The sequence below is a fragment of the Lacimicrobium alkaliphilum genome (assembly GCF_002591895.1).
Taxonomy (GTDB): domain Bacteria; phylum Pseudomonadota; class Gammaproteobacteria; order Enterobacterales; family Alteromonadaceae; genus Lacimicrobium; species Lacimicrobium alkaliphilum.
Genome location: NZ_NISX01000012.1, coordinates 107,887 through 134,720, shown reverse-complemented (window position 1 = coordinate 134,720; position 26,834 = coordinate 107,887). Strand labels below are relative to the sequence as shown.

Annotated in this window: 15 protein-coding genes; 6 read left to right on the top strand and 9 right to left on the bottom strand. The window is 51.7% G+C overall.

What is annotated here, in order from left to right; all coding sequences use genetic code 11:
* Position 1 precedes the first annotated feature (1 nt).
* The 9 genes from CDA54_RS12650 to CDA54_RS12610 form a co-directional block, all read right to left on the bottom strand.
* Complete coding sequence (locus CDA54_RS12650; protein WP_099035385.1) at positions 2-1,795, bottom strand: sodium:solute symporter family protein; 1,794 nt, start codon at positions 1,793-1,795, stop codon at positions 2-4.
* Positions 1,792-4,314 (bottom strand): beta-mannosidase, encoded by a 2,523-nt coding sequence (locus CDA54_RS12645; protein WP_099035384.1) that lies wholly within the window; start codon positions 4,312-4,314, stop codon positions 1,792-1,794. The genes CDA54_RS12650 and CDA54_RS12645 overlap by 4 nt, the downstream gene beginning before the upstream one ends.
* A gap of 50 nt (positions 4,315-4,364) precedes the next feature.
* Positions 4,365-5,087 carry a copper homeostasis protein CutC gene (locus CDA54_RS12640; protein WP_099035383.1) on the bottom strand — a complete coding sequence of 241 codons (723 nt, stop codon included), beginning with the start codon at positions 5,085-5,087 and terminating at the stop codon, positions 4,365-4,367.
* Positions 5,084-6,808 carry an endo-beta-N-acetylglucosaminidase gene (locus CDA54_RS12635; RefSeq protein WP_099035382.1) on the bottom strand — a complete coding sequence of 575 codons (1,725 nt, stop codon included), beginning with the start codon at positions 6,806-6,808 and terminating at the stop codon, positions 5,084-5,086. Before CDA54_RS12635 ends, CDA54_RS12640 begins: the two co-directional genes overlap by 4 nt.
* Complete coding sequence (locus CDA54_RS12630; RefSeq protein ID WP_099035381.1) at positions 6,805-7,770, bottom strand: glycosylasparaginase; 966 nt, start codon at positions 7,768-7,770, stop codon at positions 6,805-6,807. The genes CDA54_RS12635 and CDA54_RS12630 overlap by 4 nt, the downstream gene beginning before the upstream one ends.
* Positions 7,771-7,789: 19 nt before the next feature.
* A complete protein-coding gene (locus tag CDA54_RS12625) occupies positions 7,790-8,686 on the bottom strand; it encodes a glucosamine kinase nucleotide-binding domain-containing protein (protein ID WP_229748154.1) in 897 nt (298 codons plus the stop codon).
* A 134-nt stretch (positions 8,687-8,820) separates the two neighbouring features.
* Positions 8,821-11,628, bottom strand: a complete 2,808-nt coding sequence (locus CDA54_RS12620; RefSeq protein ID WP_099035379.1) for a discoidin domain-containing protein — start codon at positions 11,626-11,628, stop codon at positions 8,821-8,823.
* A 50-nt stretch (positions 11,629-11,678) separates the two neighbouring features.
* Positions 11,679-14,567 (bottom strand): TonB-dependent receptor, encoded by a 2,889-nt coding sequence (locus CDA54_RS12615; RefSeq protein ID WP_099035378.1) that lies wholly within the window; start codon positions 14,565-14,567, stop codon positions 11,679-11,681.
* A gap of 343 nt (positions 14,568-14,910) precedes the next feature.
* Positions 14,911-15,921: a LacI family DNA-binding transcriptional regulator gene (locus tag CDA54_RS12610; RefSeq protein ID WP_099035377.1), complete on the bottom strand. Its 1,011-nt coding sequence runs from the start codon at positions 15,919-15,921 to the stop codon at positions 14,911-14,913.
* A gap of 380 nt (positions 15,922-16,301) precedes the next feature.
* Between CDA54_RS12610 and CDA54_RS12605 the strand changes: the two genes are divergently transcribed.
* From CDA54_RS12605 to CDA54_RS12580, 6 genes are all read left to right on the top strand, one after another.
* Positions 16,302-18,584 carry a GH92 family glycosyl hydrolase gene (locus tag CDA54_RS12605; RefSeq protein ID WP_373286097.1) on the top strand — a complete coding sequence of 761 codons (2,283 nt, stop codon included), beginning with the start codon at positions 16,302-16,304 and terminating at the stop codon, positions 18,582-18,584.
* A 93-nt stretch (positions 18,585-18,677) separates the two neighbouring features.
* Positions 18,678-19,931, top strand: a complete 1,254-nt coding sequence (locus CDA54_RS12600; RefSeq protein WP_099035375.1) for a sugar MFS transporter — start codon at positions 18,678-18,680, stop codon at positions 19,929-19,931.
* On the top strand, positions 19,928-20,953 hold the full coding sequence (locus tag CDA54_RS12595; RefSeq protein ID WP_229748153.1) for a carbohydrate kinase family protein: 1,026 nt from the start codon (positions 19,928-19,930) through the stop codon (positions 20,951-20,953). Before CDA54_RS12600 ends, CDA54_RS12595 begins: the two co-directional genes overlap by 4 nt.
* Positions 20,950-22,146 carry an AGE family epimerase/isomerase gene (locus CDA54_RS12590; RefSeq protein WP_099035374.1) on the top strand — a complete coding sequence of 399 codons (1,197 nt, stop codon included), beginning with the start codon at positions 20,950-20,952 and terminating at the stop codon, positions 22,144-22,146. Before CDA54_RS12595 ends, CDA54_RS12590 begins: the two co-directional genes overlap by 4 nt.
* Positions 22,147-22,151: 5 nt before the next feature.
* Positions 22,152-24,368, top strand: coding sequence for a GH92 family glycosyl hydrolase (locus CDA54_RS12585; RefSeq protein ID WP_099035373.1), 2,217 nt, complete (start codon positions 22,152-22,154; stop codon positions 24,366-24,368).
* A complete protein-coding gene (locus CDA54_RS12580) occupies positions 24,365-26,593 on the top strand; it encodes a GH92 family glycosyl hydrolase (protein WP_099035372.1) in 2,229 nt (742 codons plus the stop codon). Before CDA54_RS12585 ends, CDA54_RS12580 begins: the two co-directional genes overlap by 4 nt.
* Positions 26,594-26,834: the final 241 nt, after the last annotated feature.

Here is a 26,834-nt window from a genome sequence, read left to right as displayed (position 1 = left end):
ATTACTCTTCTTTTAACTTATCAAACCAATTCTTTTTCAGGATCCAGGACGTCAGCGCGGCCACCACAAAAGCGCTCAGCACGCCGTACCATTGCTGGATCACCAGATAAATGGGCATGATCACCAGGCTCAGTTGCCAGATGATACCGATTGCCACATTGACCAGGTCTCTGGCGCCGTGAATGTCCTCTGCCAGCTGTGGGCTTTCGGCCAACACCTTCTGACGTACAGGGCCCCAGAATCCCCAGGGGCGTACCTGAGCATAGAAGCGGCACAACACCTCTGGTGATTCCGGTGCGGTCATTAAGGTACCGGCTACAGAGCCAAACAGGCTGAGCAGCAACAGTATCGGGAAGGCAAATAACGGATGTACACCAGGCAGCAGCAGCGGCAGGATCAAAGATGAGATCAGGCCTGCCATCATGCCCCAGAAGTAACCATAAGCATTGAAGCGCCACCAATGCCATTTCAGCAGGTTAGCCGCCGCATAACCGCCAAACAGCGCACCAAAAATCCACTGCATAATCTCGTTGATGGTGCTGAGCATCAGCCCCAGTCCGACACCGATCAGCACCAGCAACAGAGAAACCAGATAGCTGACCCGCACATAGGTGCGCTTGTCTGCATCGGGACGGAAATACTTCTTATAAATGTCATTAACAAAATACACCGGTGCGGCATTCAGCGCCGCCGCCAATGTCGACATAAAGGCTGCCAACAGGCCTGCAATAAGTAACCCGGTGAGTCCCACCGGTACAAAGTTATTAATTGCATAGGGCAGGATCTGTTCAAAATCGAAGCCTTCACCCTGAGCATGGATCTCAGGCCCCATATATACCAGCGCCAGCACCGACAAGCCCGCCACCATCATATAACGGGGGAAGAACATCACCAGTGACACCAGACCGCTCATCTTGGCCGCTTCTTTGGGGGAGCGGGTTGCCAGAATACGCTGCATATCATAATTGGGTACCGGTCCTGCCATACTGAACAGTACGCCTTTGAACAGCATCATCATCACCATCAGGCCGAAGAGTTCAAAACCATCCTGCTGGATTTTCGTGTTTACACTGTCTATCAGGCCTTGCCAGTTCAGATCCAGCTGCCAGCCGAAGAATAACTGATCCCAACCCGGGGGAGTCGCATGTGTAATCTGCTCAGGGGTCACCAGGTTAATGGCAATTACACCCACCGCCAATGCTGCGATGGTCATAATCACAAACTGCAATACCTCAGTGAACACCACCGAATACATGCCGCCTTTAATCACATACAAGGTGGTAACGGTAAAAATCATCAGGGCATAGAGATCAGGCGAAATTTCCCAGGGGAAGAAGATGGCGGCAAATTTACCAATGCCCTTAAACGCATAGGCGATAAAGCCGATGGCACTGACCAGGGCGAAGATCACTACCACCAACTGACAAAGCTCTGCCCCTTTGCCTGTACCAAAACGGGTCTGCAACCACTCGGCACCGGTCATCACATTGGAGCGCCGCAACCAGATGGACAAATAGACCATCAGAAAAATCTGATTGAAGATCGGCCAGACCCAGGGCAGCCAGGCGCTTTTCAGCCCGTACACAAAGCACATGGAAACCAGCCACATGGTACCGGCAATATCGAACATGCCGGAGGCGTTAGAGACACCCAGCGCCCACCAGGGAATTTTTTTACCGGCCAGAAAGTAGGCGCCCATATCTTTGCTGGCAAGGCGGGAAATATACAGTCCCAACGCCAGAGTGCCGAGTAAATAGCCGGCAATCACTGCCAGATCGATACTGCTTAAGTTCATTGCCGCGGCTCCTGATAACTGTCAGCAAGGGAGATACAACGCACTTTCTCAGCCAGTTCCTTAATCTCAGCCGGGCTCTTACCCGGCAAAGCGAGGGAAACGCTTGCAGGTTGGCCGGGTAACAAGTCAAAGAAATTATCCGAGAAGTTTGCAGCCACACCGTCCACAGACAGATAACACTGGCGCAGCAAATGATCGCAATTCAACCACACCTCTAATTGCTCCTCGCGAATGACAACGTCCAGATTGGCACTGGCCTGCCTCAGCGCCTGTCGGTGAAACGGCACAAAATAGTACAGGTTTGTTGCCAGCAGTTCACCACCGGGGCGCTGCAACTGCACATGCAATACCCTGTTTTCAGCGGTGTGTTCACCAAGCAGTTCACCACGGCTGAGCTCCATCAATGTTTTACTGGTATTTGCCGGCGTATCCAGTACCTGCTGCTCTTGCCAATGGCAGTGTCCGTCAAAGTCCAGCAATTGTACCCGTAACTGAGCGGGTTCAGAGGCGAGCAAATCACTGACAAGCGTAATGGTCAATTGTTGCTGTTGCTCCGTTATCGTCAACAGATAGGGGGCAAAGTTACGCCGGGCCTGATAATGCAACGCTTTATACTGGCCATAATAATCAATCCCGGACCAGGAAGCCGCAGGCCAGGTGTCATTCAACTGCCAGTATAGAGTGCCCATGCAAAATGGGCGGGCGGCGCGGTGAGCTTCGAAGGCCAGTTTGAGGCCCTGCGCCTGTTGTACCTGGCTGAGATAAAGCAGGCTGTCAAAATCTTTAGGGTCCTTATACTCCTGCTCCATGTAGGTACGAATTAGGTTATTTCCTCTGGGATGTTTCTGATGTACCTGCATGACCGGGGATGTCAGCTGCCTGTCGCCGGGCACGGTATAACGGGCCACTGAGGCAGGCATCGGAAAAGACTGAAATCCAAATTCACTCATAAAACGGGGAACGCGCTTCTGATATTCGCTGAACGGCTCTTCACCGTGCCACACCCCCCAGTAGTGGTGGTTGGCAATATGGTCGGAGTCTTCTTCCCAAAAACTGATCGGTGATGAGCGCATGTAAAAACGCTGTGGATCCAGCGCCTCTACCTGCTCTGGCAGGCACTGATCAAACAAACGGATATAGTCTTGTTTGAGCCTGGTATAAAGCGCGTCACTGTAGCCAAACTTGTCTGGCCACTGCCAATGCTTGATGGCCATATCCACTTCATTGTTGCCACACCACATGGCCAGACAGGCGTGATTGCGCAGCCGTTTGATATTGTACTGCGCCTCGCGGGTAACATTGGCAATGAACTTATCATCTGCCGGATACAAGGTGCAGGCGAACATAAAGTCCTGCCAGATCAGAATACCGTTTTCATCGGCCAGCTGGTAAAAGATATCATCCTGATAAATACCGCCGCCCCATACCCTGAGCATATTCATATTGGCATTTCTGGTTGCCTGAAAATATTCCCGGTGGCGCTGTGGCGTCATACGATGCAGGAAACTGTCGCCGGGAATATAGTTGGCACCTTTCATAAACACCGGTTCGCCATTTACTTTAAGATAGAAGGACTCGCCCATTTCATCGGGCTGATTGACCACCTCAATGGTGCGTAATCCGATTCTCTGGGTGTGCTGATCAACCACGTGATCGCCATGCTTCAGGCTTAGTTCAAAGTCATATAAAAAAGCCTCACCCAGACCATTGGGCCACCAGCGCTGTGGGTGTTGCAGTGAAAAGCCCAGCGTGGCGTTGTCTTCGTCAGGATCCAGACTCAGACACTGATTCAGTTCAGGGGCTTGTCTGCATCGAACATCCACCGTCAGGGGTTGGTCGGTCAGACGATGGATCCCAACATTTATGCTGAAGCTGGCCTGCTCGGCACTAAGCTGATGCTGGATAAACTGCACATCATCAATTTGCGCAGCGTGAACGCCCTGCAGATAGATATCCCTCCAGATGCCACTGGTGACAAATCGCGGCCCCCAGTCCCAGCCAAAATGACAGGGCGCCTTGCGGCAATACACACTGAGTTTTTCTTCCGACTTGTCATTTTCCGCCGGGTAAGCAAACCCCGCCTGCTGGTAGCGAGGCATCGTTTCATTAATGGGTGAGCGGAAATGAATCTCCAGCACATTTTCACCTTCCCTGAGAAAGGGCTTACAACTCAGTCGCTGAGCCACAAACATATTCTCACCCTGCCCCAGCTTGTGGCCGTTAAGATAAAGGTCACAGAACGTATCCAGACCTTCGGCCACCAGTTCGATGTCATCACAACCGGTCAGTTCTGACTTCAGCTCAAACGTGCGCTGGTAAAGCCAGTCCTCGCGCTCAATCCACTGCAAACCGGTTTCATTGTCACGATAAAACGGATCATCAATACGCTGATTCGCCAGCAAATCGGTGAAATTACAGCCCGGCACGGTGGCAGCAAGCCACTGTGCTGTGCCTTGCTGGCGGAATTGCCACGGTCCATTGAGGGATTGAAATTGACTTGAGTTGGAATTGATTGTCATAACTCTCTTTATAATAAAAACGGCGACAAGCAATGGCCACCGAACAACGACTACACCAGCAGGTTGGCCAGACCTGCTACCTTGACCGGATCTACCCGGCCCTGAGTTAACACCGCCGAATGGCTGTGAAAGGAAATGGGATATTGGCGAACAGGCAGACCAGAGCGGATTGCACTGAGGTTACTCAGGCCTATCCCGCCCCCAACCACTAATTCGATGTGACCCTGCGCCCGGTTTGCCATCTCACGCAACCGCCCCAGACCGAGCATGACGCCATCGGCGCTGCCCCAGGGCGTGCCCGCACTTAACAGCCTGTCTACGCCCAGTTCAATCAGGCTGTCCAGGGCGGGTTGCCAATGCTCAATCGCATCAAAAGCACGGTGAAAGGTCACCGCCATCTGTGCTTGTTTTGCTTGCTCAACCAAGGGTCCTAACTGCATCAGATCCAGTGTCTGATGTTTGTCCAGCAGCCCGAGCACAATGCCATCTGCGCCGGCATCAGCAGCCTGCTCAATGGTCTGGCTCATCTGTGCAACATGCTGAGGCTGGTAGCAAAAATCACCACTACGGGGGCGCACCATCACCAGCAACCCGGGAGCTTCGCCGAATGCCTCACGGGCAATCTGCATTGCCTCAACGCCAGGCGTCAGCCCCTGTTGGGCCATAGCACCGCATAATTCGATTCTCGCTGCGCCGCCGGTTCTGACAGTCCTGATCTGCTCAGCCAGTGCATCCAGGTCATCCGCATCCAGACAAATTTCCAGTTCATTCATGGGCGAACTTCCAGCTTGCCAATATTGGCATCGATCACCGGGCTATCCGCTTCCAGCATCAGGCCCACTCGCACTACCTTCTGGCCCATCTGTTTGTTCAGAGACAGGCTTACAGTTTGCCAGTTTGCCGCAGTGGGCAGGGCCAGCATATGTCGCTGTCCGTCTTCGGTCTGAACATACACCTTCAGGCCCGAACTCTCGCCACGGTAGGTGACCCGCAACTCGCTATCAGCTGAAAGAACAAAGCCGGTATAATACAAAGGCGCGTGAGCAGGCTGTTCACTTTGCCTGGTGGTTATTCTCAAAGAGCTACCACCGGTATAGACCCGTTCAAAATCGTAACCCAGCTCCAGGGCCGGATTGCCAAATACGGCAAATTGCCAGGTCGGTAGCAAATCCTGCTTTCCTATATGGCTCCATGGGCCACCCTGTGTTTCCCCTTTAACGACCCGTTTTTTACCGTGGCCGGTATTGAAGTGGGTGATAAAAGGCAGGCTGGTAATGGTACTTTTAGCCGGCAGGTGACGACCCAGCCCGGGCCAGCCCTGTTGATCTTTCACCGCCAGATTAAGGTCATCACCCGCGAAGAGCCTGAACTGAGCCCGGTAAAAGGCCTGTTCGTCATTGGGATTAGTATCAAAATCACTGAAAGCCGGCGTATGTGACTCGCCCCCAAAGTTAAAGTTAAAATTAGGAGCAAACAATGCCACAGAAGTAAGCGCTTGCTCACCTTCAAACAACCAGTTGAGCCACTGGGTACGGCTGAACGCCCGCTGGGCATTGCGGCTGGGCCAGAGATCAACACCGGTGAACACATCATAAGGACTGCGGCCCAGTGATATGGCCTGTTCCCGGCTGTCCTGCACCATTTCACGGTTCCACCAATAGTTAAGGAACATCCCGTCACTACCCGGCACATCGCTCTGCAGGTACTGGCTGTTGTGCTGATTCAGTTGGTTCTGCCATTTCACTTCACCACTTGCCACCATGGCATCGTACCAGTGAATTTCCATTCCCTGCGGAGCCCTGGCCGTCAGGTACTGCATAAAGGCCAGCAATCGTGCGGCCAGTTCCTGACCGCGCTGAGGGTTGGTTTTGCCTTCCAGCAAGTTGTTATTTGCGTCTTTAACCGCCGTCAAATCGGTTTCCTGATTAATCAGCCAACCATCAAAATTGTAATGCTGTGCTACTGCAATCAGTTTGTCAGCCATAATAAAACGGCCCTGTTCATCCTGTTCCAGCAACGCTTCTGCAGTATCCGGATTGCCTCCCCAACGGGCAACTGCCAGAAACACCGACCCAATCACCTTAACCCCGTTTCTATGCGCGGTTTCGACCCAGGGCCGGGCAGGAATCTGCACCGTATGGTCAGCTGTTCCGGCGAACCAATTGAGAATATGGATCTGTGACCACTGAGTGAAATTGTACAAATTGAACTGAGACTGGGTATCCAGATAATTTGCAAAATTGTTCATACCATCCGGGGCATAGAGCACCCTGGCCTGATAATCCAGCTGCCGTTGTTCGCCATTCAGTGGTGCATCAATTCGCCGGGCAACAGGCACCGTGGCGACATTATCGGCTGAGGCCAGTTTACTGGTAGAAGACCAGACCCTGAGCTGCTCAAGAGACAGCGCAAAAGGTGGCTCATTGGGTTTAATTTCGGCTGCAACAGCGGTAGCCGCAAAAAAAAGGCAATACAGCAACAGACTCGCTCTCATGTATTACCTCTGAGCAGACTTTTGGCGTCAAACAGACTGTCCTGTTGATGATCTTTTACCGCATAATTAAACCCGGACTGAATACAATAGGCACCATAGCGCCCCTGCTTATCCAGCGCCAGAAACCCCACCTGAAAAGCCTGGTAATCACCGAGCTTATCAGCAATCCGCAATACCGCCTGTTTGCAGGCCTGCTCGGGCGAAGCGCCCTGGCGCATCAGTTCCACCACCAGATGACAGCCAACGGTCTTCATCATCAGCTCGCCCATTCCGGTCGCGGTCGCGGCGCCGACCTCGTTATCGACATAAAGCCCCGCCCCGATGATGGGCGAATCCCCTACCCGGCCAGGCATCTTATAGGCAGCGCCACTGGTTGTGCAGGCTCCGGACAAATCGCCGTTACCATCCAGTGCCAACATACCAATGGTGTCATGGTTCTCGATATTGATATGCTGCACTTCGCGACTTTTCAGCCAGGCCTGCCATTCTGCTTTGGACTGTTCGGTGAGCAGGTTTTCTTCCTTAAAGCCCTGCTCAAGGGCGAACTGTTTCGCTCCCTCTCCCACCAGCATGACATGGGGCGTGTGCTCCATCACCCGGCGGGCGACAGAAATCGGATGCCTGATATCCTGCAGATAAGCAACCGAACCGCAGTTCATGTTCTCGTCCATAATGCAGGCATCGAGGGTCACCTTGCCGCTGGCATCGGGATAACCGCCATAGCCAACGGTACGTACCGCAGGATCGGCCTCCGGCACCCTGACGCCGGCTTCCACCGCATCCAGTGCACGACCATTGCGCGCGAGTATTTTCCAGGCCGCAACATTAGCCGGACCGCCATGCTCCCAGGTGGACACCACGATGGGCTTGTTGACTGATTTTGCTCGCGCCAGCTTCGGCATTAACAGGCCGGCTGCAGTGCTAAGGGCAGAGAATTTCAGAAACTGTCTTCGTGAAGTCATTGGTTTTCCTGATAGAAACTTACTGGATACGGGCCATATGCTGCGTCAACTGCTGACGGGCAAAAAGCACAGCCCCTTGTTCAGCTGTGGCTTTGGCTGCGGTTATTTGCTGCTGACAGGCCTCATCCAGCCATGGACGGATATGCGGACTGATCCCCCCCAGCATGGCCAGACGCTGACAACCGGTGTCCTGCAGCTTAGCGATAACCCGCTGAATGAAATCTGCACCCTGTTCGATTAATTGCAGACTCACTGCATCACCCTTGCTGGCCTGTGCAAAAACCCCTGGTGCGTATCGCGCGAACTCACCCGGTGTCGCGTTTTGCAGTTGCTGTGCCAGCATCACAGGGGAAATTTCTGCGAGCAATTCACCGGTTAACCCGGTAGCAGGTCCGATACCATCGGCGTCCAGCAAAACGGCTTTAATCGCCTCCAGACCGAACCACGAACCGCTGCACGTGGCATTGATGGGAAAACCATAGCCGCCAATCTGGGTTGTTCGTCCCTGGTGTCGCGCCAGTGCACTGAAACCGGTACCGAGAATAATCACCGCACCGTCTTCACCCTGATGGGCACCTAAGGCCGCCACATCCAGATCTGTGGTCAGGCTGAGCGACGCAAAAGGATGTTGCCAGCCTTGCATCGCTTGGTGCATCGCGGGTAAGTGCAACCCGGCCAGCCCGGCGCCGACATCAAGTTGATGAATACACTGTTGATCCAGCTTTGCCATTCTCAGGGCCTGTTGTGTGGCACTGAGTATTGAATCGATGCACTGCTCTACGCCACTGACCGGGTTAGCAGGGCCACCGCGTCCATGGCCGAGCAGGTTGCCGCCAGCATCTTCAATTCGTACCCGACAATGGCTGCCACCACCATCGATACCCATAAACAAAGGAACCTGTTGTTGCGAACCCATACTCTGCTCTGGTTTTATTAATTCAGTCTGTATCATAGTTAATCTGACATAGTGCAGACAGGTCCGGATGGGCACCAGTCCTTATTTCAGAATGGGAAACGCGGCCAGATATATTTCTGACCGCGTTCAGGAGGCTAGAGCTGAGGACCGATTAACTCGATCTCGGCCACTTGCATCAGGCTGTCGTCACCTTTGTTTTTGGTGATTTCAACCCGGTAGAACATAAAGCTACGACCATTGGTGGTGGGGAAAACCTTACGTTCAAAGCGCTCATCGAAAGACTCTCCAATCCACTCGCCAACCAACGACCACGTTTCACCATCGTTGGAGCCCAGCAGACGGAAGTTTTCCGGATCCCGGCTCGGTGCATCGTTAGCACTGGTCATTGCCAGCTGATTAACGGTTCCGGCCTGAGCCAGTGAAATATCAATCCATGACGGCTCTTCGGCTGTTGGCACGCCAGCATTGTCGAGCCATTTAGTCTGGGCGTCGCCATCAAAGGCCATCGAACCGGCTTCATTGTCACTGATGGCTGCACGCTCCACATAGGTTGCACCACTTTGAGTCAGCACCACTGACTGGTACTGTGGACCCACCAGACCAATTTCAGCAATCTGCATCAGGTTGCTGTCACCTTTGTTTTTAGTGATATTGAACCGATACTGGCTGTAACCCAGAGAATTGACGACCGGGAAGGTCTGGCGTTCAAACCGCTCATCGAAGGATACACCTAACCATTCACCCAGGGTTACCCAGTACTCACCGTCACTGGTGGCCTGCAGGGTAAAGTTTTCAGGATCACGGTCCGGCGCATCGTTGGCACTGATCAGTACCACCTGATTCACCGCCTGCGATTCTGGCAATGACACCTCAACCCAGGCTGGCTCTTCGGCGGTTGGTACGGCCGTATTGTCTAACCACTTGGTTTGGCTGTCGTCATCAAAAGCCATAATCCCGGCCTCAGCGTCGCTGATAGCACCGCGGGCCTCAACGTTTGTGTAATCGAGCGCATGGTTAAGATCGGCCAGTTGTGGACCGATTAGTTCAAGCTCGGCTATCTGCATCATGCTGTCGTCACCCTTGTTTTTGGTGACATTGAAACGATAGCTACTGAACGCCAGGCCATTATCGAGATTAAACAACTGACGTTCAAAACGCTCATCAAAGGATTCAGCCAGCCAGCTTGCCAATGTTACCCAGGTTACGCCACCATCATTGGAGCCTTGCAGATTAAAGTTCTCCGGATCGCGGCTGGGTGCGTCATTGGCACTGGTAATCGCCAGGGTACCGACGGCCACAGGCGTCGCAAAATCCACCTGAACCCACGATGGGTCTTCTGCTGTAGGCACGCCAGTATTGTCCAGCCATTTGGTTTGTGTATCACCATCGAACAGCATTGGTGCTGCTTCATTATCGCTGATTGCACCGCGAGCAGTAATACTGGCCTCCGATGCGGGCTGAACCACATCTGCGTAAACGGGTCCGAAAAATTCAATTTCCGCCACTTGCATCAATCCGTCATCACCTTTGTTCTTGGTAATATTTAAACGGTAGTGGCTGTATTTCAGACCGTTGGCAAAGCTAAACTCTTTGCGCTCGAAGCGCTCATCAAAGGTTTCACCCAGAAATTCTGCCACTGTTACCCAGTTTTCACCGTCGTCAGAGGCCTGCAGGTTAAAATTTTCCGGATCGCGGCTTGGCGCATCATTGGCACTGGTTAAAGCCAGGCTACTTATAGCCTGAGGTTCAGCAAACTCCACCTGAACCCAGGACGGGTCTTCCTCGGTAGGTGCGCCACTCCAGTCATTGTGATCTAACCATTTGGTATTTACATCACCATCAAACGCCTTCGGTCCGGCTTCAGCCTCGCTAATCTGGTTTCTGGCAGTAATGGTGGCATCATCGGTTGATACCGCTACCAATGGCCCTGTGTTCAGTTCTTCTTCCAGAAAGGGTAAAGCCAGATCAATGACATCTTCGGCCGCCATTCCAAGCTGATCCAGAAACGGCACCGCGGAAACCGTCGCCAGCATTTGCTCGCGTAGTGGTTTCAGTACGGTAATATCTCCGTCCTGTGCTATGCCAATGGTTTCGATGGTGTTGCTGATACGCGCGTTAATCGTACTGTCTGGCCCAATGTCAGCAAAAGCGGCGTTGGCAAGAGACAGCTTGATAATGTCGGTACTAACCAGCGTGTCAGTGCATTCCTGTTCTCCTGTGGGTTCACCGTCTTCGCCCACAAGATCCACACAGTCTTCACCTGAAACGAAGTTTTCATAGGCTTCCGCGCTGACCAGATCGCCGCTGAAAACATTCTGTTTCGCATCCACACCCAAAGCTTTGAGTGTTGTCAGTGAATTGTCCTCGAGTGCGAGTTCATAAAGCTGGCGAACAGACACATTGCGCCCGCCCGCAACATCTTTTTCAACCAATGCAGTGGCGATTGTCGTCAGCGCATTGGCCTGGAAAGTCGCATCTGCGGTGCCATCTGCGGAAGTCGCAAAAGGCACACTCAGATAGGTCATTGAGGTCAGTTCAGTTCCGGAAAGTAAGCCACCGGTGATCATATCGCCCATGGCCATGTCACCACAGCTTGGTGCATCACATACCATACTCGAATCAGCATCAGCAGTGACCACTAGCTTAACCATACTGTTAATACCAAAGCCATCTGCGCCTTCAACACTCATGTTGATTTGCCCTTCGGCATCAGTGCGATCACCAGAGGTAATTGAAATGGCTGAACCATTCAGCTGGGTGACGCTCACCGCTGCGTTACTGACGGTCCCTTTTGTAACCTGCCCTACCAGATCCGCAGAAGTGGTTTTAGGGGTCACCGGAATATCTGCCGGATCCGCGCTGTCCGCACCACCGCATCCATAAAGACCCGTCAGGGCTAGTCCAACAACGGCCGAGAGTTTTGTTAGTTTGAGCTTGCTCATTATTATTCCTCTATCAATTCGTTTTCTGTTAGTGCTTTGGGTTTGTGCACTTAGAAGCGGTAAGTTGCGCCTGCATAGAAGCGACGGCCGCCATAGGAATTCCTGATGAAACGGTCCTTAGTGTCATCACCGAGGTGAACATAGGTATCTGACTGGGTCAGGTTGATTACCGAGGCATTAAACACCAGGTTTTCGCTGTAGTTATAACTGGCATTCACATCTACCTGATCATAGGTATCCGTGTAGTAGTTCATTTCCCATGAGGCGTTATATCCACCGACGGTAGGACCCCGTTTGTTATAGGAAGCCCGAACACTAAACAGCTCATCCTCATAAAAAACGGAAAAGTTCATCTGATATTTAGAGCTGCCGGCCAATGGCGATTCACCGACTTTTTCACCACTCAGTTCAATATCAGCCTGATTGGTATTATTGCGGGTGTAGTTGGCGTAGATGCCGTAACCATTATCGAAGAAGTGCTGAACAAAAACTTCCATACCTTTAGAAGTGGCGTTGGTACCGTTGGCCGTGGTGTAGAAATCCCTCACCTGAATATTGTCACCGCTGACATTTATCGTTTCATCGCCGGCATTGGGCAGAGTGAAACTCATGTCAGGTACATCCCGGGTAACATCAATAATCAGCGGCACAACAAAGTTGTCCACATCCTTACTAAACAATGCAATACCGGCACCTGAACCATTTCCGTAGTAGTACTCCAGTGACAGATCAAACTGGGTAGACTCAAACGGCAGCAATTCAGTGTTACCACCTGAACCTGTCCAGCCTTCAACATCATCAACAGGATCGAAGTTATCTGCGCTGGAGCGATCGGCAGCGTATTCACTGGAGGTGTAAGTCAGTGTCTGGAACTGGCCCAGATCATCATATCCGGGTCTGGCCATCACTTTTGCAGCCGCCGCACGCAGCACCCAGTTTTTATCGATATCCCAAACCAGGTTCAGGCTGGGCAATACCTTGGTATCGCTGTTTTCCTTTTCAATATAGATAAAGTCTTCGTAGAGGCGCTCATCTTCAGGCAGCTCGTTTCCTTCACTGTCTTTCCAGTCAAGCCGGTACCTGACTTTATCTGATGAACCGCTGGTGGTTGTGGTTTTTACCACCCGCACACCAAAGTTACCGCGAAAATTCTCATAGGAATAGTCGGCCTGAAGATAAGCCGCGGCTATTTCTTCCTCTACCCCGTACACATAATTAGGTTCAATGCGGGTGTAGTGAACAAAATTGTCCAGCAAATAGTCCTGATATTTATGCCAGTCTACGGCCGGGAACAAGTTGGTATTGATCACATCAGACAGGTTGTCCAGTGATTGAGGGCGAATCAGTCCGGTCAGTTCAGGGATGCCGCCATTTTTAGAGTAATCATCATCCAGGTTGATACCGCCGCTGGCTTCTTCTGCTTCGATATCCAGAGCCGGGTCGAGGTAGAAACTGTTACGGGTGTCCCGATGAATTTCACCTTTTCGGTACTTGGCACCAAAACGCAGCGTGTCGACGATGCCATAATCCAGGAAGTAGTCCACATCCAACTGAGCATAGGTCTCTTCCTGAGTACCGGTTACAAAGCTGGAATCTGTGGCCCCGGCATCTGCCTCACCACCTATACCTGCGGCCAGATTATTAATCATCTCAGGGTCCATATAGGTAGTCATCTTACGGTCAGAAAAATCATACCCGTAAAACAATGATGACTCCCCGGCATAGTAAGCCGCCCGATACTTCTCAGAAGGACCACCTTCAGCTTCAGTATGACCAGCTACAACCCGTGCATTGAAGTTAAGTCCCTCGTACTCCATAAAGAAATCAAACGTATCGGACGTCGACTCTTCAATTTTATATTCACCGTTCATCCTGGGAATCGGAGAGACCTGCTGCTCACCGGATACGCCAACGTGATAATCGATACCGGTAACAAAATTAGCTGCTTCATTGACTCTGACGTCAGTCCAGAAGCGATCATTATTGTTCCACTCCGGGTACTCCAGTTGATTTAGGATGGAGTCCTGACCCAAGGTGAAGCGGAAATAATTCATCCCCACTTCAAGATTGTCAGTGGGCCGCCACTGCAGCGTCAGTTGCGTGCCGGTACGCTCCCGTTCCTCTTCCAATACTTCCTGAACCATGCTCTGGGCAGCATAGCCGGTGGCCCCACCTTCAACTTCCTGATTATCAACCCTCTCGGTGTACAGGTAGTTCTGGTTCATTATATTGATACGCGAGGTTTGCGAGCGGTTGGTACGATCCTGCCGGGTGTAGCCCAGTAACATACCAAAGTCTTCGTCATCGTTTTTCCACGAGTACACGCCGCTGAACTGAGGTTCGTTTTTGTCGGTGATATCCGAGTTGGTTGCCTCAATGTTGAAAATACCGGAATTTTTTTCCATCTGCAGCGGCTTGCGGGAGTGCAGTAAGATGGTACCGCCAATGCCACCTTCATCCAGGCGAGCTTCAGAAGATTTAAACACCTCAACTTTCTGAATCATGGTCGAAGGCAACAGCGCGTATGAGAAGGAGCGGCTTGGCTCGCCCGGAGAAGAGGCAATAAAATTGCCATTGAGCTGAGTGAATGTCAGATCTGAAGATAAGCCACGGATACTGACAGTGGCCCCTTCACCACCGCTGCGCTGGATCACCACACCGGGAACACGTTGCAGGGAGTCCGCAACGTTCTTATCCGGAAACTTGCCTATGTCTTCTGCGGTAATCGCATCAACGACAGCATTGGACAGACGCTTAATCGCCAGGTTCTCCGCTGCTGAGGCACGAATACCCCTAACTTCGATCACTTCGGTGTCCTCTGCATCAGAAGACTGCCCGTTATCCTGAGCTGCTGCCACGCCCGTACCCATAGCGCTGAGAATAGAAAGACAAAGCAGTGTTTTGGTAAAGCCTCTTTTTGCAGAGGTCTGATTGTTCATGTTCCTGATAGCCATTGGCTTCTCCGCTTGTGCATTAATGTAATCGTAAACACTGATTACAAAGCAATTTACTAAATACTTTATAATCAGTGTTTTATATATTCTTATTAAAGCTCTCGTTGATAATCACCGTACATTATAAATGTAATCGATTACAGTCGAGATAAAATACTAGCCCCACAGAAATAGCCTGTCAACACAGTGGCCGGAATTTATTACAATTTATTAACCAGACTTACAGAAAAGAACAATAAACCCATGATATTAAATTGGTTTTTTGTTTAACAACAATAACAGGTAAGCTCGCGTGTAACCTTATAGCAACAACTTAAGCAGCCAGGCCCTAGTCTTTACCCAACGGACCAGTACTGTGACGCTCAATCAGGCTGAACGGAAGTATTTCACGGGTTCGGGTCAGAGGCTCGCGGCTGATCATTTTCGACAACACCTCAACGGCACGCCGTCCCATATCGTAAGCAGGCTGATCCACTGTGGTTAATGGCGGATCCATATAAGCCGAAGTGCGCACGTTATCAAAGCCAGTCACCGAGATATCCTGCGGTACACGCAGACCATGGCGCTTTATCTCGTGTATTGCCCCCAAAGCAATATCATCATTAAAGCAAAACACCGCCGTTGGCGGTTGCTTTTGTGCCAGTAACTGCTGAACACCTTCAATACCGGTCTCTATCCGGTAACTGCCTCCCACCAACATATCTTCATCAAAACTGATCCCCTCTTCGGTAAGTACACTTTTGATTCCCGCCAGCCTGTCATGATGTATCTGGCTGGTTAGCTGGCCCGCAATCACCCCGAATCGCTGGTGTCCATATCCAATGAGGTGGTGTGTCAGGGCCCGCCCGGCAGCGTAATTATCCAGTTCGATAAACGGATAGTCCGGATGCCCGCTGATGCGCTCACACACACTTACCATAGGGATTGAGGAAGCAAGATCGGCATCATTTTCTGAAAAAGGAAAAGAGTGGTCTAGCTGAATCAGGCCATCGGCCCGATTTGTTAATACCATGCTGGCATACTCGTGCTCTCGTTCAGCCTTCCCCTGAGTATCACCGAGTAAAACGGAAAAACCCTGCTCCTGCGCGGCCTGCTCAATACCTTCGATAATACGCATAAAGAAGGGGTTAACCAGATTGGGAACCAACACCACAATTGAGTTGGATTTCCCCGTCTTCACGCTGGTTGCCAGCCAGTTTGGTCTGTAACCAGCTTGCTTAACCGCTTTCATTACTTTCTCGCGGGTCTGAGGCGTTACCAAATCAGGGTTCTTCAGCGTCCTGGAAACGGTCGCCGTTGATACCCCTGCCAGCTGGCTTACTTTTTTGATATTGGTCATGGTGATAGATGCTTTTTAATAAGTTAACGCCACCAGGTCAAACACATCGCTGTTACATCAGATAACGGATGTTAAGACCCGTTGCTTATGATTCCATTGCCCGTTTGGAATAGCAAGTGTTGATGTAATCGATATCATTCTGAGCTACAGCTATCAGTTCAGCATTTTGACAAAAAGTTCCTACAGCAGACCAGTAAATTCTTGTAGCGGAAGGCTGGACGCGTTAAATGTAATCGATTACAGTTAACTTTTGTTAAATTGCGCTTCGGCCAGAGTTACAGACTTTTTACAATCTGGCGCTAACGAGGCAGAGATGTCGTTTAATTCAGGGGAATAATATGTACAGACTGTGGATCGCCGCCCTCTTAAGCCTGTCATTAATGGCTTGTCAGAATAATCAACCGCGTAGCGGCACATCACAACCGGTCAATCTGGTACAGCAGGATCTGGTGCAATATGTGAACCCGTTAATGGGGACTGACTCCAAGTTCAGCCTGTCCAACGGCAATACCTACCCCGCCATTGCCAGACCCTGGGGAATGAATTTCTGGACTCCGATGACCGCGCCCATGGGGGATGGCTGGACCTACAAATACCGTGACGACAAAATCCGCGGCATCAAGCAAACCCATCAGCCCAGCCCCTGGCTGAACGATTACGGCGCCTTTTCCTTTATGGCGGTCACCGGAGAATTGAAGTTTAATCAGGAAAACCGGGCATCCTGGTTTTCCCACAAGGCAGAACAGGTAAGCCCTGACTACTACAGTGTGTATCTGGCCGATCATGATGTGACGGCCGAAATCACGCCTACCACAAGAGCAGCACAATTCAGATTCACCTTCCCTGAGCGGGAAACCTCTTACATCGTGTTGGATGCGTTCGACAAAGGCTCGATGGTTAAGATCCTTCCCGAACAACGTAAGATTATCGGCTATGCCCGCAATAACCATGGCGGCGTGCCTGACAATTTCCATAATTACTTTGTTGCCGAGTTCGACAAGGATTTTGAAATCACTCACACCTGGCAGGACGACTGGCAGTTGCAGGCCAACAGTCTTATTAGCAAAGGCGAACATGTGGGTGCCATAATCGGCTTTAAAACGGAGCGCGGCGAGCAGGTTAATGTCAAAGTAGCCTCGTCTTTTATCAGCCCCGAACAGGCGCAGCTGAATCTCGAACGTGAAGTCGGTAATGACAGTTTCGAAGATACCCGCAATAAAGCCCGTCAGGACTGGCAGCAGGAACTGGCACGCATCAGAGTACAAAGCAGCGATCTGGAAAAAGTGCGTACCTTCTACTCCACCCTGTATCGGGTACTGCTCTTCCCGCGTAAATTCTACGAATATAACGCCGAAAATGAGATGGTGCATTACAGCCCCTACAACGGCAAAGTGCTGCCCGGCTACATGTTCACAGATAACGGCTTCTGGGATACCTTTCGCGCCGTGTTTCCTTTCTTTACCCTGATGTATCCGGAGCTGGATGCCAAATTTATGCAGGGTCTGGCCAATACCTATAAGGAATCAGGCTGGCTGCCGGAATGGGCCAGTCCCGGCCATCGCAATGTGATGATCGGCTCTAATTCAGCGATTAACATCGCCGATGCCTATATCAAGGGCATTCGCGGCTTTGATATCGACACCCTGTATGAAGCCGTATTGAAAAACGCCGAAGTCAATGAAGGCCGCCCGATGACATCTGTGGGCCGTGAGGGCGTGGATTATTACAATAAGCTGGGCTACGTGCCTTATGACGTGGGGATTCATGAAAGCGCGGCCCGTACCCTGGAATATGCTTTTGCCGATTTTAATCTGTATCAGCTGGCTGATTTGCTGGGCAAAGACCAGGATGCCGAAAAATTCCGTCAGCGTTCACTCAACTATCGCCATCTGTTTGACCCGCAAACCGGCTGGATGCGCGGTAAAAATGCCGATGGCAGCTTTCAGTCACCCTTTAACCCTTTGAAATGGGGAGACGCCTTTACCGAGGGCAATGCACTGCATTATACCTGGTCGGTATTTCATGATGTTGAAGGGCTTAAACAGCTTATGGGGGGCAATCAGGCCTTTATCGACAAGCTTGATGAAGTGTTTGAGATGCCACCGCTGTTTGACGATTCCTATTACGGTTTTACCATCCATGAGATTCGTGAAATGCAGATTGTGAATATGGGGAATTATGCCCATGGCAATCAGCCTATTCAGCATATGATCTACCTCTACAACCATGCCGGGCAGCCCTGGAAAGCGCAACAAAAAGTCCGCAATGTAATGGACAAACTCTACTTCCCAACACCGGATGGCTATGCAGGAGATGAGGACAACGGCCAGACCTCGGCCTGGTATGTGTTCAGTGCTCTGGGTTTCTATCCCGTCACCCCCGGTACCACCGAGTATGTCATTGGCAGCCCTCTGTTTGACAAGGTCACATTGACTCTGGAAGACGGCAATGAATTTGTGATTGAAGCGGCCAACAACGGCCCACAAGCCCCGTTTATTCAGCAGGCCTGGCTAAAAGGTGAGGCGCATCATAAAACCTGGCTTGACCACCATGCCATTCAGGCAGGCGGCACGCTGCGTTTCGAGATGGGGCAGCAACCAAACAAAGACTGGGGCACATCAGCTGATGCGGCGCCCTATTCACTGTCTTTGACACCAGAGTAGCGGCAAGAAATAAGCGTAGCAGCGGGCCCGCAAAATTATCAGCGGGTCCGCAGGCTTCATTAATCACCAGTTTCAACAACCAGGATATCCATCATGGCAACGATTCCTCCACACATTCCTGATAATCAGGGACCACGAAATCACACACATTTCGCGTTTGCGGCGATGACCACCTTATTTTTTATCTGGGGGTTTATTACCGCCCTCAATGACATACTGATACCACACCTAAAAGCCACCTTCTCACTCAGCTATACCCAGGCCATGCTGGTGCAGTTCTGTTTCTTCGGTGCCTATTTTATCGTCTCCCCGGTGGCCGGAAAGCTGATTGAGCGCATTGGTTACATTCGCGGCATTATCACTGGCCTGTGCACTATTGCCCTGGGTTGTGGTTTATTTTATCCGGCGGCAGAAGTGGCCGTATACGCGCTGTTTCTGCTCGGGCTCTTTGTGCTGGCTGCCGGTGTGACTATTTTGCAGGTTTCAGCCAATCCCTATGTGTCCATTCTGGGCCCTGAGCGCACTGCCGCCAGCCGCCTGAACCTGGCTCAGGCGATTAATTCTCTGGGCCACACTCTGGCACCGCTGTTTGGCGCGGCGCTGATTTTTGGTGCAGTGGAGTCAGAGCAAATCAGTGCTAAATCGGTGCAGCTCCCCTACTTGTTGCTGGCCGGTGTAATGCTACTCACAGCACTGAGTTTTAAGTTTCTTAAATTGCCTGTTATTGAATCAACTGATGAGCATACCGCTCAGGCTGGTGACAGTATCTGGCAGCAAAAGGCGCTGGTGTTCGGTACGCTGGCAATCTTTTTATATGTGGGCGCCGAGGTCACCATCGGCAGCTTTCTGGTCAACTATTTTGGTCAGCCTCATATCGGTGGTTTAAGTGAACATCAGGCCAGCCAGATGGTGTCCTACTACTGGGGCGGAGCCATGATCGGGCGCTTTGTGGGGGCCGCGCTGACCCGCTTTGTCGCACCCATCTATGTACTGGCGTTTAACAGTATTATGGCCATTGTGTTATTACTGGTATCCATCAACAGCAGCGGCGCACTGGCCATGTGGTCGGTGATCGCCGTCGGCTTTTTTAACTCCATCATGTTTCCGACTATTTTTACTCTGGCGATTCGCGGGCTCGGCCCTCTGACCAGCCGTGGCTCGGGGCTGTTGTGCCAGGCCATCGTCGGTGGTGCAATTCTGCCGCTGATCCAGGGACTGGTAGCCGATAGCACCTCGGTACAGTTCAGCTTTGTCGTGCCCATGCTTGCCTATCTGTATATCGGCTGGTATGCACTGGTAGGATCGAAACGCCCCGCCGCACAACAAGAGGTCCCGGTAAGCTTATGAACCCTAACGCTATGAAGCAAATCGTCTGCTTTGGTGAAGCACTGATCGATTTTCTGAATTTTAGTCAGTCACAACAAGGACCACTTAGGCTACCGGAATTCCGCCAGTACCCCGGCGGTGCACCGGCGAATGCCGCAGTGGCAGTGGCCAAACTGGGGGGCAATGCCCGTTTTGTTGGCCAGGTGGGCCAGGATGCATTTGGTGATTTTCTGATCCAGGCCATGACCACCTACGGTGTTGACACTTCGCTGGTTTTTCAGCATCCCGAAGCCAAGACCGCACTGGCGTTTGTTATGCTGGACGAGCAGGGAGAACGCAGTTTCTCCTTCTACCGCCATCAGACTGCCGACGTACTGTTTAATCAGCAACAATGTGATCCTGACTGGTTTGATAGCAACAGTATTTTGCACCTTTGCAGCAACACCCTGACCACAGAAGCCATCGCCGGATGCTCGTTACATCTGGTCAGCCTGGCAAAACAGCAAGGTGCGCTGGTCAGTTTCGATGTCAACCTGCGTCACAACCTTTGGTCGGCAGGCGAGGCGGATCGGGAGCGCGTAAACCAGCTGGTATATCAGGCCGATGTGGTGAAATTCTCTAAAGATGAGCTGGACTATCTGGCCGATGGTGAAACTGACACCTATATCCATCAATGCCTTCAACAGGGTTGCCGCTTGTTGTTGGTGACTGACGGCGCCAACCTGATCCATTACTACACTGCCAACCATCGTGGGGCGGTACAGCCACCTCAGGTTAAAGCCACAGACACCACCGCAGGGGGCGATGCCTTTATCGGTGGTTTTTTGTTTGCACTGAGTGTCATTGAAAACCCCGGGGCACAGATTGCCAGGCCAGAGACACTGGAGCCTTTGCTGATCTTTGCCAGCCACTGTGGCGCCCACGCGGTGACCCTGCCGGGAGCCTTCCCGGCACTGCCAACACTGACCACTGTGTTTGAGGCACTGGCTGAAAAAGGTTACCAGCCGGAACAATTCAGAACAATATTCGGGAGCCCGGAATGAATTTTTACGATCAGGATTTTCTTATTCAACATTGCCAGAGCATTGTGGATTTTTATACCCCAAGGGTAGTGGATGCCAGCGGCGGCTATCATCAGAACTATCTGGATGACGGCAGTTTATTCGATACCCACTTCAAACAACTGGTGAGCAGTACCCGGATTATTGTCAACTACGCCAATGCCTGGACGCTATTCAAACAACTCCAGTATAAAGACATTGCCCTGCATGGCCTGAATTATCTGGAAACCGTGCACTGGCAAGCGGATAGCCAGCGCTACGCCTGGACACTGAATAACCATCAACCTCTGGATATGACGCAACAGGCCTATGGCTATGCCTTTGTTTTGCTCGCCTATGCCGCACTGCGAAAGGCCGGGCTGATCGACAATGATCAACCTCTGCTTGACACCTATGCCCTGCTCGAATCGAGATTCTGGCAAGCTGAATATGGTCTGTATGCCGATGAAATAAGCGCCGATGGCGTACTCAGCCCGTATCGCGGTCAGAACGCCAACATGCACTTATGTGAAGCCATGTTGGCGGCCTGGGAAGCCACAGAAAAACCTCAGTTTTTGCAACGGGCGCAGCAACTGGCAGAGAATATTGCCCTGCACCAGGCCGATCTTACCGATGGCCTGGTGTGGGAGCATTTCACTGAACAATTCAAGCCAGACTGGGAGTATAACAAGACCGATCCGAAGAACCTGTACCGCCCCTGGGGCTTTCAGCCCGGCCACCAGACTGAATGGAGTAAATTGTTGCTGACGCTGCACCGCCACGCCCCTGCCCCCTGGCAACTGGAACGCGCCAGCAGCCTGTTTGACCGTGCCTGGGAAAAGGCACTGGATACAGAATATGGGGGGCTGGTATATGGTTTTGACCCTCAGGGCAATTGGTGTGACGACGACAAGTACTTCTGGGTTCAGGCGGAAAGCTTTGCAGCCGCAGCCATGTTATACAAAGCCACAGGAGAGAGTAAATACTTACACCGATATGAATCACTGTGGCAGTACAGCTGGGAGCATATGGTCGACCATCAGCATGGTGCCTGGTTCAGATTGCTCAATCGGGATAACAGCAAAACCAGTGACCAGAAAAGCGCCGCCGGCGCAAAGTGTGATTACCATACGCTGGGAGCCTGCATCGAAGTGCTGCGCAGCCTAAACGGATATGATGCTGAGTTCAGCAGTTGACTATTATGCTTAAAAAATCTCTGACAGCTTTACTACTGGCGGCGCTGTTAGGCGCCTGCAGCCAGCAACCCGCTAATACCGCAGACACCTCAGTCCAGACCGATCCGCTGGATTATGTGGATCCTTTTATCGGCACAGACGGAAAAGGAAAAACCTTTCCCGGGGCCACTGTGCCCCATGGCATGGTGCAACTGAGCCCGGATAATGGCCGGACCGGCTGGGACTGGATTGCCGGGTATTTTTACCCTGATAACGTTATCGCCGGGTTCAGCCATAAACATCTGTCCGGCACAGGCGCCGGTGATCTTTACGATATTTCTTTTATGCCCCTGACCCGCCCTTTCATGCGCCAGCAACTCGAAGGAGGGGCTGAACAGGGAACCATTGTATCGTCTTTCAGCCACGACAAAGAGGGCGCCTCACCCGGCTATTATCAGGTGTACCTTGACGACTACAAGGTTAATGTAGAGCTTACGGCTGGCCCGCGCAGCGGACTGCAACGCTATCGTTTTGATTCACATAATGGCAATGGCGTTGTCCGGCTGGATCTGGGTTATAGCCGCAACTGGGACAGTACCACCGCGACGCATATTGAAATTATCGACAATCAGACTATCGCCGGATACCGCAAATCCAGCGGCTGGGCAGAGGATCAGCGGGTCTATTTTTATACCCGTTTCTCTACGCCTTTTAACCAGCACCAGCTCGAACTGGATGGTCAGACGCTTGCCGCCCGAACAGCCTCAGGCAGAACACTGGCGGCAGAATTTGATTTTACCCTGCCTCAGTCTGGTGAGATTCTGGTGCATACGGCCATCAGTTCGGTAAGCAAAGCCAGCGCCAGGGCCAATCTGCAGGCAGAAGGCAATCAACTGGATTTTAGCGCAGTGCACCGACACGCGCGAAACGCCTGGCGTGAAGAGCTCAGTAAGGTCGAGGTTCAGGCCGATAAGGACACCCTTACTCAGTTTTATACCGCCATGTACCATGCCTCCCTCGCCCCACGGTTGTTTTCAGACAGCGATGGGCAGTACAAAGGTCCCGATGGTGAAATTCATCAGAGTAAAAATCATCCCAGATATGAGTTTTTCTCGTTGTGGGATACCTTTCGTGCCCTGCACCCCTGGAAAACGCTTATCGATACACGGCGTACCGGTGAGATGATGGGTAGTCTGATGGATCACTATGAGGTCAGTGGCCGTTTGCCGGTATGGATCTTCGAGGGCAACGAAACCGATATGATGATGGGCTATCATTCTGTGCCGGTACTGGTAGATGCCTACCTCAAAGGCCTGACAGATATTGATGGTGAGCGACTTCTCAAAGCAGCGATCCAGAGTGCCACTCAGGACGAATTCGGCATCAAAAGCTATCAGGAACTGGGTTATGTGCCCTTCGATGAGCGCAAATGGAATGTGTCGCTGACCCTGGAATATGCCTTTGATGACTGGGCTATCGCCCGGCTGGCCGACGCGCTGGGCAAAAAGGATATTGCCGATGAATTTGCCCTCCGCGCACAAAACTACCGCCATCACTATGACCAGAAAAGTGGCTTTATGCGCGCCAGAAACGCAGCCGGCTCGTTCCGCCAGCCATTTGACCCCAATGCTTATTATCCGGAAGACTATTGCGAAGCCAACGCCTGGCAGTACAGTTTCTTTGTGCCCCATGATGTACCGGGTATGATCGGGATGATGGGCGGTAAACAACAGGTCACTAAGCGACTGGATGCCATGTTCAACACCGAACAGGCAGTGGAGGATTTTCCGGAGTGGATCTCGGGCTACATCGGCCAGTATGTGCATGGGAATGAGCCCAGCCACCATGTACCCTACCTGTATCAGTATCTGGATGAAGCGGGCAAAACCCAGCAGCTGGTGCGCCGGATCATGGACACACTCTATACCACCAAACCCGACGGCCTGGCCGGCAATGAAGATGCCGGCCAGATGTCAGCCTGGTATCTGTTCAGTGCATTGGGCTTTTATCCGGTGGATCCGGTCTCCGGCGAATATGTACTTGGCAGCCCGGCGATTAGACGGGCGACAATCAATCTTGAAAATGGCCGGACTTTTACTGTAGTGGCAAGGGATCAGGGGCCGGATAACGTGTATGTCAGTCAGGTGACCCTGAACGGCCAGCCACTGAATGGATTTAAACTGACCCACCAGCAGATTATGGCTGGGGGTGAACTGATTTTTACAATGAGTAATACGCCATGAACAGACGTCTTTTCTTTTTGGCCGCGGCCCTGTGCAGCCAGATCGTAACCGCCGGGCCCGCCGAGTATGTGGACCCGTTTATAGGTACTTCCAACTTTGGTGCCACCCACCCCGGTGCTCAGTATCCTCATGGGCTGGCTTCGGTCTCCCCCTTTAATGTAGCCTTCGGCCAGCCGGATCTGAACCCTTTTGAGAAAGACGACGCCTGGAATTCCAGGGTCTATATCCACGAAAACCGGTTTCTCACCGGATTCAGCCATCTCAACCTCAGCGGAGTAGGCTGTCCCGAAGCCGGAATAATGCTGTTAATGCCCACTACCGGCAAGCTTAATCTTGATGCGAAAGAATACGGCAGCACCTATTCCAGTGAGCAGGCCAGCCCCGGATACTATACCGCCAGATTAGATAAATATGATGTAAAAGCCGAAGTCACCAGCACGGCGCGCAGTGGCCTTAGTCGCTTTACCTTTCCTGCAGGTCAGTCACATATTCTGCTGAATCTCGGGCTGGGGCTGACCAATGAAACCGGCGGTAGTGTTGAGATTGTCTCCAACACAGAAATTCAGGGCGTGCGTAATATTGGCACCTTCTGCTACCACCCTGAGAATGTGCGGCCGGTTTACTTTGTTGCCCGCTTCAGCCGGGCGGCTGAGGATTTCGGCGCCTGGAAGAAAATGCCCGCTTATAAAAATGTAGAAGCCGATTGGGTTGCCCACAACAACAGCATTAAACCCTACGCCAACTACCGCCATCCCCTTAGCGGCGACGATATTGGTGCCTGGTTCAGCTTTGATACCCAAAAAGATGAGCAGATACAGGTGCAGATAGGTATCTCTTTTACCAGCATAGAAAACGCCCGTGCCAATCTTGATGCTGAGCAGCAGGGCTTTGACTTTGCGTCTGTCAGACAGAATGCCGTAGAAGCCTGGGACAGATTACTGGGTCGTGCCGAAATAGAAGGAACAGCGCAGCACAAGACCATGTTCTATACCGCCCTGTATCACAGCCTGCTTCACCCCAATATTATTCAGGATGTGAACGGTGACTATCCGCTGATGGGGCAATCCGGCACCGGCAATACCAATGAAAACCGCTACAGTGTCTATTCACTGTGGGATACCCACCGTAACGTTCACCCCCTTTTAAGCCTGCTGTACCCGGAAATACAAACACAGATGGTGCGCTCGGCAGTGGCTATGGCCAAAGAGAGTGGCTGGTTACCGAAATGGGAATTATACGGCATGGAAACCCGGGTGATGGTAGGCGACCCCGGTACGGCCATGATCGCCGACTCCTACCTGCGGGGAATCAGAGATTTTGATGTGGATACAGCCTATAAAGCCATGATCCGCGCCGCCAATCAGCCAAAAGACAACCTGTTACGCCCGGAGATCAGTGACTATCTGAAACTGGGTTATGTGCCGGTAGATGATGAAGGCCCTTATGACGGCAGTGTGGCCACCAGCCTGGAATATTATCTGGCCGACTATAACATCGCTCAGCTGGCAAAAGCGCTGGGCAAAGAAGAGGATTTTCAGACCTTTAGTCGCAGAGCCGACAATTACCGCAAGCTGTTTGATGCCACCACCGGCATGCTCAGGCCGAAAAAACGCAGTGGGCAGTGGCTGACACCGTTCGACCCGGAACTGGGTCGCAACTTTGAGCCCGCTCCCGGCTATATTGAAGGCAATGCCTGGAACTATCGCTTTTACGTGCCCCATGACACGCCGGGGCTGATTCAGTTGCTGGGCGGCAATGAGGCATTTGTGGCCCAGCTGGATGCCACCTTTGACAGCGGTAATTTTGATATGACCAATGAGCCGGATATTACCTACCCGTTTTTATATAACTATGTTGACGGGCAGGCCTGGCGAACCTCGTTGAGAGTGCATCAGTTAATTGAACAGTATTTCGGTACCGGGCCCGATGGTTTACCGGGCAATGACGACACCGGCACCATGTCGGCCTGGCTGGCATTCAGCATGATGGGGTTGTATCCCGTTACACCTGGCAATACAGATTACGCTTTGTTTACGCCTTTGCTTGATAGCGTCACATTGCACCTGGATACCCGGTATTACCCCGGCTCCGGACTGGTAATTAATAACGCAACTACCGATAACACTGAACAAGGTGGTGATATCAACTTTAACCAACGAAAACTCAAGAAACCGTTTTTAGATCATAAGACTCTGGTTCAGGGAGGTGAAATCACTTTTAAGTGAAGGTTCATCGCTAGCCCATACAACATGGTGAGATTGTTAGCTTAAATGCAACTTAAAACCGCATCTTAAGCGAACGCATGACCAAACCGACAGGAAAAAATGGTATGAACAGAGCCGTATTTACCTTACTTCTTGTTACTACCAGTGGTCGCTGGCACTGACACGCTTAAAGTAGAGAGTTTTAACCTGCGCTACGATAATCAGGATAACGTTATCAATGCCGGGCTCAAACGGTGCGAAG

What these genes read in the sequence shown, in the direction of transcription:
- CDA54_RS12650 (WP_099035385.1), bottom strand. Translation starts at nt 1,795, where the DNA reads ATGAACTTAAGCAGTATCGATCTGGCAGTGATTGCCGGCTATTTACTC.
- CDA54_RS12645 (WP_099035384.1), bottom strand. Translation starts at nt 4,314, where the DNA reads ATGACAATCAATTCCAACTCAAGTCAATTTCAATCCCTCAATGGACCG.
- CDA54_RS12640 (WP_099035383.1), bottom strand. Translation starts at nt 5,087, where the DNA reads ATGAATGAACTGGAAATTTGTCTGGATGCGGATGACCTGGATGCACTG.
- CDA54_RS12635 (WP_099035382.1), bottom strand. Translation starts at nt 6,808, where the DNA reads ATGAGAGCGAGTCTGTTGCTGTATTGCCTTTTTTTTGCGGCTACCGCT.
- CDA54_RS12630 (WP_099035381.1), bottom strand. Translation starts at nt 7,770, where the DNA reads ATGACTTCACGAAGACAGTTTCTGAAATTCTCTGCCCTTAGCACTGCA.
- CDA54_RS12625 (WP_229748154.1), bottom strand. Translation starts at nt 8,686, where the DNA reads ATGGGTTCGCAACAACAGGTTCCTTTGTTTATGGGTATCGATGGTGGT.
- CDA54_RS12620 (WP_099035379.1), bottom strand. Translation starts at nt 11,628, where the DNA reads ATGAGCAAGCTCAAACTAACAAAACTCTCGGCCGTTGTTGGACTAGCC.
- CDA54_RS12615 (WP_099035378.1), bottom strand. Translation starts at nt 14,567, where the DNA reads ATGAACAATCAGACCTCTGCAAAAAGAGGCTTTACCAAAACACTGCTT.
- CDA54_RS12610 (WP_099035377.1), bottom strand. Translation starts at nt 15,921, where the DNA reads ATGACCAATATCAAAAAAGTAAGCCAGCTGGCAGGGGTATCAACGGCG.
- CDA54_RS12605 (WP_373286097.1), top strand. Translation starts at nt 16,302, where the DNA reads ATGGCTTGTCAGAATAATCAACCGCGTAGCGGCACATCACAACCGGTC.
- CDA54_RS12600 (WP_099035375.1), top strand. Translation starts at nt 18,678, where the DNA reads ATGGCAACGATTCCTCCACACATTCCTGATAATCAGGGACCACGAAAT.
- CDA54_RS12595 (WP_229748153.1), top strand. Translation starts at nt 19,928, where the DNA reads ATGAACCCTAACGCTATGAAGCAAATCGTCTGCTTTGGTGAAGCACTG.
- CDA54_RS12590 (WP_099035374.1), top strand. Translation starts at nt 20,950, where the DNA reads ATGAATTTTTACGATCAGGATTTTCTTATTCAACATTGCCAGAGCATT.
- CDA54_RS12585 (WP_099035373.1), top strand. Translation starts at nt 22,152, where the DNA reads ATGCTTAAAAAATCTCTGACAGCTTTACTACTGGCGGCGCTGTTAGGC.
- CDA54_RS12580 (WP_099035372.1), top strand. Translation starts at nt 24,365, where the DNA reads ATGAACAGACGTCTTTTCTTTTTGGCCGCGGCCCTGTGCAGCCAGATC.